Origin of the sequence: Saccharomonospora saliphila YIM 90502 (assembly GCF_000383795.1) — a bacterium.
In the GTDB taxonomy this organism is placed as follows: domain Bacteria; phylum Actinomycetota; class Actinomycetes; order Mycobacteriales; family Pseudonocardiaceae; genus Saccharomonospora; species Saccharomonospora saliphila.
In genome coordinates, this window is the sequence record NZ_KB912653.1 from 9,563 (window position 1) to 18,334 (window position 8,772).

An 8,772-nucleotide genomic window follows, 5' to 3' on the forward strand; every position below is an offset into this window, starting at 1 on the left:
CGGCTCATCCCCCACCGCGTGGCCCGCGGACACCGCGGGCCTTGCGAGGTGGGGCACACGACTTTCACGACGCCGCCCGCCCCGCGGACGGCTCCGTACGAGGTGAACCGGCGGGAGGCGCGCCGACGTGGTCGGCGGCCGGTCCCGGCCGGGAGCGGAGACGAACATGCCTGAACACACCTGGCCCGCAGTGCTCACCCGGCTCGTCGACCGTGCCGACCTCTCCGAGGAGGCCACCGCGTGGGCGATGGACCAGGTGATGTCGGGCACGGCCACCCCGGCCCAGATCGGTGGGTTCGCGGTGGCCCTGCGCGCGAAGGGTGAGAGCGCCGCCGAGATCGCGGGCATGGCGCGCGCGATGCTGGCGCACGCGCGCACGGTCCGGCTCGACGTCCGTACGGTCGACATCGTCGGGACCGGCGGGGACCGCTCCGGCTCGGTGAACATCTCGACGATGGCCTCGCTGGTCGTGGCGGCGGCGGGCACGCCGGTGGTCAAGCACGGCAACCGGGCCGCGTCGTCGAAGTCGGGCGCCGCCGACGTACTTGAGGCGCTGGGCGTGCGGATCGAGGCCGACCCCGAGGAGGTCGCGCGCTGCGTGACCGAGCTCGGCATCGGCTTCTGCTTCGCCCCCACCTTCCATCCTGCCCTGCGCAACGCGGGCGGCCCACGACGCGAGCTGGGCATCCCGACGACGTTCAACCTGCTGGGCCCGCTGACCAACCCGGCTCAGCCCGGCGCGGCGCTGATCGGCTGCGCCTACTCGGACAAGACGCGGGTGCTCGCCGACGTCTTCGCCCGGCGCGGAGACACCGTCCTGCTCGTGCGGGGCGACGACGGCCTCGACGAGATCACCACGACCACCACCAGCACGGCGTGGATCGTCTCCGGAGGCGAGGTCCGCACGGGCGTGATCGACCCGACCGCGCTCGGTATCCCCCGCACGACCGCCGAAGCGTTGCGCGGTGGAGACGCGGCCACCAACGCCGAGGTGGCCCGGCAGGTGCTCGGCGGCAAGCCCGGCCCCGTCCGCGACGCGGTGCTGATCAACGCGGCGGGCGCGCTCGCCGCCTACGCGGGGTTCTCCGGCGACCTGACCGCGGACCTGCGGGCGGGCCTCGATCTCGCCGCCCACGCCGTCGACTCGGGCGCGGCCTCCGACCTGCTGGCGCGCTGGTCCGCCCGCGCCTGAGTGGCGGGGCTCTCGCACGACGGCGACGGAGACCACGACGAAGGCCCCCGCACCCTCCTCGGACGGGTGCGGGGGCCTTCGTTCGCGTCGGGCGCGGTCGGCGTCAGTGGTGGCCGGGGCCGGTGTGGTACTCGAACACCAGGCCGCCGATCGCGATTAGCAGCGCGATACCGCTGAGCACGATGAGCCACACCTGAAAGAAGGCCAGTCCGATGCCCACGAGCGCGGAGCCCGCCGCCACGCCCACGGGCCAGTAGCTGCCCGGGCTGAAGAAGCCGAGTTCGCCGGCGCCGTCACTGATCTCGGCTTCCTCGTGGTCCTCCGGCCGGGGCTCGATGCGCCGCGCGACGAAGCGGAAGTAGCTACCGACCAGCAGGGTGAGAGCACCCGTGAGCAGCAGCGCGACCGTACCGATCGGCTCGACGCCGTCGCGGGTCATGGAGCCGGTCAGCACCGCGTAGACGATCGCCACGACGAAACTGAAGACCGCGACGATGTCGAAAACCCGGGCTTCCACCTTCATCAGCGTGTGTCCTTCTCACTCGATCGCTGGGTTCACTTCGCGGCGGCCGCGCTCAGCCGGACGCGGTGCGCAGCGTGCGGTCGGTCGCGAACGGTGTCGTGGTCGTGGCGGTCGGGCTGCACAGCTGCTCGTCACAGCCCTCGCCCTGCATGACGGTCAGCGCCTCGGCCGCCGTGTACGGCAGGCCCGAGTCCGGGTTCACCTGCTGCCGCAGCGCGAGGTAGCGGTCGAACTTGTCCGGCGACAGCGCCCGCACCTCGAAGTTCATCATCGCGTGATAGGAGCCGCACAGCTCGGCGCAACGGCCGACGAAGGCGCCTTCACGGTCGATGCTGTTCTGGAAGGTGTTGTCCTGGTTGTTCTTCTCCGGGTGCGGCATCACGTCCCGCTTGAAGTGGAACGCGGGCACCCAGAACGAGTGGATGACGTCGGTGGACTCGAGGTTGTACTGGACCCGCTGGTCGGTCGGCAGCACCAGCAGCGGGATCTCGCTCGAACTCCCGACGGTGCTCACCGGCTCGCCGTCCGGGGTCCGGGTACCGGGGTAGCTGAACTCCCAGTTCCACTGGAACGCCGTCACGTCGACCACGACGTCCGGGTCCTCCTCCTCGGCCAGGACCGAGCTCTCGGTCACCGCCGTGAAGAAGAACAGCACGCAGACCATGATGACCGGCACCACGACCACGAACAGCTCCAACGGCACGTTGTACTGGAACTGCCGCGGCAGCGCCTCGGTCTCGTTCTTCTTCTTGCGGTGGAACGCCGAGCTCCAGAAGATCAAGCCCCACACGATCACGCCCACGACGAGGGCGGCGATGACCGACCAGGTCCAGAACGTCCGCATCTGCTCGGCCTCCGGCGTGACACCGACCGGCCAGCCGAACCGCAGAATCTCCTCACCGGAACACCCGGTCGCCGTGACAGCGACGAGTCCCGCGAGCGCGGCTGTCTTGCCGACCCTGCCCCGGCTCCTGCCCGGAGCGCGCTCTGGAACGCCCACTGACGTGATGCCTCCTCGCCCGATCCTCCTGCGACGCCTGCCGACTCTAGCCGAGACCCGGAGAAGCGGACGCACCGCCTTCCCCTGCATACTTGCCCCTTACGACTTCGGCGGTGACGAACAAGGGGTGTGTGAGAAGGCGTGTGCGGCCTGCTTGGACTGGTGTGTGCCAGCGAGAACGACGCGGCGACGGCCCGTGACGCGGTCGGACGGGCGCTGCGCTGCCAACGGCATCGCGGCCCCGACGAGACCGACACGTGGGCCGAGGGCGAGATCGTCTACGGCTTCAACCGGCTCGCCATCATCGACGTCGACCACTCCCACCAGCCGCTGACCTGGGGTCCCGAGGACAATCCGAGCCGGTACACGATCAACTTCAACGGTGAGATCTACAACTACGTCGAACTGCGCAGGCAGCTCGCCGACGAGCACGGTGCGAAGTTCACCACAGAAGGGGACACCGAGGCGATCGTCGCGGCCTACCACCATCTGGGCCCGGCCGCGGTGGGCAAGCTGCGCGGCATGTTCGCGTTCCTGATCTGGGACTCCGAGCGCGAGGTGGTCTTCGGCGCCAGGGACCCGTTCGGGATCAAGCCGTTGTTCTACGCCACGGGCCCGCACGGGACGGCTTTCGCCAGCGAGAAGAAGAGCCTGCTCGAACTGTCCGCGACCCTCGGGCTCTCCGACGAGGTCGACCGCACCGCGCTCCAGCACTACCTGGCGTTGCAGTACGTCCCCGAGCCGGAGTCGCTGCACCAGAGCGTGCGGCGCATCGAGTCGGGCACCTCGTTCACCATCGCGCCCGGAGGTGAGCTGAAGCTCGAGCGCTACTTCTCACCGGAGTTCCGCGCGCAGCCGGTGTCCGGCCCCGCGGGCGTGGCGGCGCTGCACGAGCGCATCGCCGAGGTGATGCGGGACTCGGTGTCCCAGCACATGCGCGCCGACGTCACCGTCGGCGCGTTCCTGTCGGGCGGCATCGACTCGACGGCCATCGCGGCGCTGGCCAAGGAGCACAACCCGAACCTGGTGACATTCACCACCGGGTTCGAGCGGGAGGGCTACTCGGAGGTCGACGTCGCGGCGGAGTCGGCCGCCGCGATCGGGGTCAAGCACGTGGTGCGCACCGTCTCCGCCGAGGAGATGATGGAGACGCTGCCGCTGATCGTGTGGTACCTCGACGATCCGGTGGCCGACCCGGCGCTGGTGCCGCTGTGGTTCATCGCGCGGGAGGCCCGTAAGCACGTCAAGGTCGTGCTGTCCGGGGAGGGCTCCGACGAGCTCTTCGGCGGGTACACGATCTACCGGGAGCCGCTGTCGCTCGCGCCGTTCGAGAAGGTGCCCGGCGGCGTGCGCAAACTGATCGGCAAGGTCTCGTCGGCCATCCCCGAGGGGACCCGCGGCAAGGACCTGTTGCGCCGGGGCTCGCTCACGCTGGAGGAGCGCTACTACGGCAACGCGCGCATCTTCCGGGACGACCAGCTCCGGCGCGTCCTGCGCACCTTCCGCCCTGACGTGGGGCACCAGGACGTGACCGCACCCTGGTACGCGCTCTCGCGGGGGTGGGACCCGGTCGCCCGGATGCAGCACGTCGACCTGTTCACCTGGCTGCGCGGCGACATCCTCGTCAAGGCCGACAAGATGACCATGGCGAACTCGCTGGAGCTGCGGGTGCCGTTCCTCGACCCCGAGGTCTTCCGGGTGGCCTCGACCGTCCCGCTGGACCAGAAGATCACCCAGGAGACGACGAAGTTCGCGCTGCGCCGCGCGCTGGACGGCATCGTGCCCGCGCACGTGCTGAACCGGCGCAAGCTCGGCTTCCCCGTGCCGATCCGGCACTGGCTTCGCAGCGACATGTACGACTGGGCACGCGGCATCATCAGCGACTCGGGGACCGACGAGCTGCTCGACAAGCGGGCCATGCTGGCGCTGCTCGACGAGCACAAGTCGGGCACGCTCGACCACAGCAGGCGCCTGTGGGCCCTGCTGGTGTTCATGCTCTGGCACGGGATCTTCGTCGAGGGCCGGATCAAACCGGACGTGCCCGAACCGCACTACCCCGTCAAGCTCTGAGACCGGACCCGCCCACCGCGCCGCGGCCCGGTGGGCGGGTCCGTCAGGGCGCGCCCACCAGCGCCTCGCCCTCGCGGCGCGGCACGATGTCGTGCCAGCGGTGGAAGACGTTGTCCGGGTCGTACTCGGCCTTGATACCGGCGAGCCTGTGGTAGTTCTCCACCCCGTACCCGGCGATCACCCGGTCGGAGCCCTCGTCCCCGATGAAGTTGAGGTAGACGTCACCGGTGGACCAGGGACGCACGTCGGCGCACAGCGCGCGGGCCCAGGCGCGCGCCCGGTCGTCGTCGGCCGGGTCGGTCCACACACCGAACGGGTGCACCGCCCACGCGGCCGTGCGGTCGAAGCCCGGCCACGCCTGGCCGTGCGCGACCGCACCACCCCACGGGAAGAGCAATTGCTGCGAGGCCGTGGGCACCGGCATGTCGGCGACGCGGGCGCAGAAGCGGTCGAGCGCTCCGTCCCCGAGCTCACGCAGATTCTCGTCGGACCAGTAGTTGCGCTGGCCCGGCGGATCGTCGAGCATGCGCTGCAACTCGGCGTAGGGCATGTCGCCGACAAGCTGCCCGGATGGGCGAGCGTCCAGTAGGGGCGCGGCGAAGTCCCGCAACGCGGACTGCGGCCCCGCGTAGGTGACCAGCACCCCGCAGCACAGCGTGTTCACCAGAGCCCTCGGGACGAAGTCGTCGTCCGGACCGGTGAGGTAGAGCAGGCCGCCGCCCACCGCACCGGGGGCGTCGTCGAGCAGGTCGCGGTAGAGCCGGGCGAGGTCACGCCCGTCCTCGCCAGGCCAGAGCAGCAGCGCCACGGAGAACTCCGGGAGCGGGTGCAGGGCGAAGGTCAGGGCCGTGGCGACCCCGAAGTTCCCGCCGCCACCGTGCAGGGCCCAGAACAGGTCCGGGTTGGTGTGCTCGTCGGCGATCACCGTACGGCCGTCGGCGGTGGTCAGCTCGGCGGAGATGAGGCTGTCGCAGGCGAGGCCGAATTGGCGTTCCAGCCAGCCGGACCCACCGCCGAGAGTCAGTCCCGCCACGCCCGTGCTGGACACCCGTCCCCCCGTGGTGGCCAGCCGATACGGCTGGGTGGCCTCGTCGAAGTCGGCCCAGGTCGCGCCGCCCTGCGCTGTGGCCGTGCGGCGTCGCGGGTCGACCGTGACCCGGTTCATCGGCCGCAGGTCCACGACGAGCCCGCCGTCGGCCAGGCTCGCGCCCGCCACACTGTGCCCGCCCGCGCGTACCGCCACCTCGAGACCGTGATCCCGGGCGAACTCCACGGCCGTGGCGATGTCGGTGGGGGTCGTGCAGCGCGCGATCACGCGGGGCCGCGATGTGATCATCGCGTTGAAGATCGCGCGGTTGTCCTCGTAGTCGGGCTCCGCGGGGGTCACCACGCGCCCGCCGATGCGGTCGCGCAACGTGCTGACGGCGCCGGAGTCGAGTTGATCGCCGGTCATCGTGCCTCCCTCTGGCTGGGTCACCAGGGAGAGTCGCAGGGGCGGGTCCGGCGTTACGGCTTCCGGCGGGGAATCGGCACCCGGATCAGCCGGGCAGCGCGGTGGCGATCTCGTCGGCCGCGTCGGCGCCGTAGGTCTCGGCCAGCCGGGTCAGCGCGGCGCCGCGGTCGAACTCCCACTCCTGCGTCCCGACGGTCTCCAGCACCAGCACCGCCACGAGGCAGCCGAGCTGTGCGCACCGTTCGAGACCGAGGCCGTGGTGGTGGCCCGCGAGGAAGCCCGCGCGGAACGCATCGCCCACACCGGTCGGGTCGGGCGACGACCGCGCGGGCACGGCGGGCACGCGCAGGTGGGTCCCGTCGCCGGCGACCACCTCGGCGCCCTCGGCACCGTGGGTGATCACCCGCAGGCCGACGCGGGCGTGCACGTCGGAGGCCGTCCAGCCGGTTTTGCGCAGCAGGAGGCCCCATTCGTAGTCGTTGCCGAACAGGATCGCGGCGCCGTCGACGACCAACCGGATCCGCGCGCCGTCCATCCCCGCGAGCTGCTGGGAGGGGTCGGCCGCGAACGGATAGCCACGGGCCCGGCACTCGTCGGCGTGCCGCAGCATCGCCTCCGGGTCGTCGGGACCGACCAGCACCAGGTCGACCCCGCCCGCCCGCTCGACGACGGGGGCGAGTTCGAGCTGCCGGGCCTCGGCCATCGCGCCGGGGTAGAAGGTCGCGATCTGGCACAGTTCGCGGTCGGTGGTGCAGACGAAGCGCGCCGTGTGCGCGATCTCGGAGACGTGGACCCCTGAGGTGTCCACCCCGTGGCGTCGCAACCACGCACGGTGGTCGGCCGCGTCGTCCCCGACGGCACCCACGAGGATCGGCGCCACGCCGAGCACGCCGAGGCCGAAGGCGATGTTGGCGCCGACGCCACCCCGGCGCACCACCAGGTCGTCGGCCAGGAAGCTGAGGGAGAGCCGGTCCAGCGACTCCGGCACGATCTGGTCGGCGAACCGGCCCGGAAAGCGCATGAGGTGGTCGGTGGCGATGCTGCCGCACACCACGACGGTCGCCGACGCCGCTGTCACACTCGCGATTGTCCCCGCATACGGACGCCCGGCCCAGCACTGTCACCCGGACGGTCCCCTCCCCGTCATTGACGTGCCGTCAAGGCCTCCTTCACTGCGTTGAACGCAGCCAAGGGGGCCTTGACGGCACGCCAGCGAACCGAGGTGGCGGGTGCCGACAGGGCCATGCCCCCTGGGCCGGGGCCGCAGGGGGCATGGCGTGTGGTCGCGTGACTCTGCGGCCCGGCGGCCTCAGTGGAAGGAGTCGCCGCAGGCGCAGGACCCGCCCGCGTTCGGGTTGTCGATGGTGAAGCCCTGCTTCTCGATGCTGTCCACGAAGTCGATCTCGGCGCCCTGCACGTACGGTGCGCTCATCCGGTCGACGGCGACGCGCAGGCCGTTGAATTCCCGGAACAGATCCCCGTCGAGCGTGCGCTCGTCGAAGAACAGCTGGTACCGCAGGCCGGCGCAGCCACCGGGCTGGACGGCGATGCGCAGGTGCATGTCGTCGCGACCCTCTTGGTCGAGCAGCGCCTTCGCCTTGGAGGCGGCGGCGTCGGTCAGGATGACGCCGTGCGTGGCTTCGCCGGCGTCGGCGGGGGTGTTGCCGGTCTGCTCAGCGGTCGTCATGACTCTCCCTCACGGTGTTGGTGCAGGCGGGTACCGAGTGCAACACGACAGGCACCCGATCTGTTCCCGCTTCCCATGGTGACACATGTTCCGACCGCGTGAACATCGACGGCGACCGCTGGAATACCCTGGTGTGGTGAGGTTCCTGCGCCGCTCCACCACCGAAGAGGCAGATGTCACCGGGGCCGACGCCGCCGACGCCGAGGCCGGCGACGACGCGTCCACCGGATCTCACGTCCGGAGGGGTTACACGCCGGGCAAGGGACGTCCGACGCCGAGCCGCCGCGAGGCCGAGGGCCGCCGCAGGGGGCCGGTCGCGCCGCCACCGCGCACGACGCGGGAAGCCATCCGGCGCAATCGCGAACTGCGCAAGCGCAACCCGGTGAGCAAGGAGGAGCGCCGGGCCGCCGCGCGGGAGCGCCGCGAGCGGATGATGGCCGGGGACGAGCGCTACCTGCTGCCCAGGGACCGGGGCCCCGTGAAGGCCTACGTGCGCGACCTCGTCGACTCCCGGCGCAGCCTGCTGGGGCTGTTCATGCCGATGGCCGTCGTCGTGTTCCTCACGCTGCTGGTGCCGATCCCGGCGGTGCAGACGTACGCGACACTGCTGACGACGGTGCTGCTGTTGTTCATGATCATCGAAGGGTTCCTCAACGGGCGGCGCATCGCCCGGCTCGTCCGCGACAAGTTCCCGAACGAGACCGTGCGGGGAGCCTCGGTCGGCTGGTACGCCTTCGTCCGCGCGAGCCAGATCCGCAGGCTCCGCGTGCCCAAGCCGCGGGTCCGCCCGGGCCAGCGGGTCGACTGAGCGCCTCGCCCGCGACCGGACAGCCGGAGGCGCCCCGGG

8 protein-coding genes are annotated in these 8,772 nt (G+C 71.2%); 3 read left to right on the plus strand and 5 right to left on the minus strand.

Annotation, left to right across the window (positions count from 1 at the left end; translation table 11 throughout):
* Positions 1–166 precede the first annotated feature (166 nt).
* Entirely contained in the window at positions 167–1,192 is a 1,026-nt protein-coding gene (trpD, locus tag SACSA_RS0108740) for an anthranilate phosphoribosyltransferase (protein ID WP_028661696.1), read from the plus strand.
* A gap of 103 nt (positions 1,193–1,295) precedes the next feature.
* Here trpD and SACSA_RS0108745 read toward each other — a convergent pair whose 3' ends face one another.
* A complete protein-coding gene (locus SACSA_RS0108745) occupies positions 1,296–1,715 on the minus strand; it encodes a cytochrome c oxidase subunit 4 (RefSeq protein WP_019815146.1) in 420 nt (139 codons plus the stop codon).
* A gap of 52 nt (positions 1,716–1,767) precedes the next feature.
* Positions 1,768–2,715, minus strand: coding sequence for an aa3-type cytochrome oxidase subunit II (gene ctaC / locus SACSA_RS0108750; protein ID WP_019815147.1), 948 nt, complete (start codon positions 2,713–2,715; stop codon positions 1,768–1,770).
* 141 nt (positions 2,716–2,856) lie between these two features.
* Between ctaC and asnB the strand changes: the two genes are divergently transcribed.
* Entirely contained in the window at positions 2,857–4,785 is a 1,929-nt protein-coding gene (asnB, locus tag SACSA_RS0108755) for an asparagine synthase (glutamine-hydrolyzing) (protein WP_019815148.1), read from the plus strand.
* 43 nt (positions 4,786–4,828) lie between these two features.
* On the opposite strand, the gene SACSA_RS0108760 is transcribed toward asnB, so the two are convergent.
* The 3 genes from SACSA_RS0108760 to SACSA_RS0108770 all read right to left on the minus strand — a co-directional run bounded on the left by SACSA_RS0108760 (position 4,829) and on the right by SACSA_RS0108770 (position 7,925).
* Positions 4,829–6,238 (minus strand): FAD-binding oxidoreductase, encoded by a 1,410-nt coding sequence (locus SACSA_RS0108760; RefSeq protein WP_019815149.1) that lies wholly within the window; start codon positions 6,236–6,238, stop codon positions 4,829–4,831.
* 85 nt (positions 6,239–6,323) lie between these two features.
* Positions 6,324–7,259, minus strand: a complete 936-nt coding sequence (locus SACSA_RS0108765) for a carbohydrate kinase family protein (RefSeq protein WP_048876582.1) — start codon at positions 7,257–7,259, stop codon at positions 6,324–6,326.
* A gap of 288 nt (positions 7,260–7,547) precedes the next feature.
* Positions 7,548–7,925: a HesB/IscA family protein gene (locus SACSA_RS0108770; RefSeq protein ID WP_019815151.1), complete on the minus strand. Its 378-nt coding sequence runs from the start codon at positions 7,923–7,925 to the stop codon at positions 7,548–7,550.
* Between the two features lie 136 nt (positions 7,926–8,061).
* Here SACSA_RS0108770 and SACSA_RS0108775 point away from each other — a divergent pair, with 136 nt between their 5' ends.
* Entirely contained in the window at positions 8,062–8,733 is a 672-nt protein-coding gene (locus SACSA_RS0108775; protein WP_028661697.1) for a DUF3043 domain-containing protein, read from the plus strand.
* Positions 8,734–8,772: the final 39 nt, after the last annotated feature.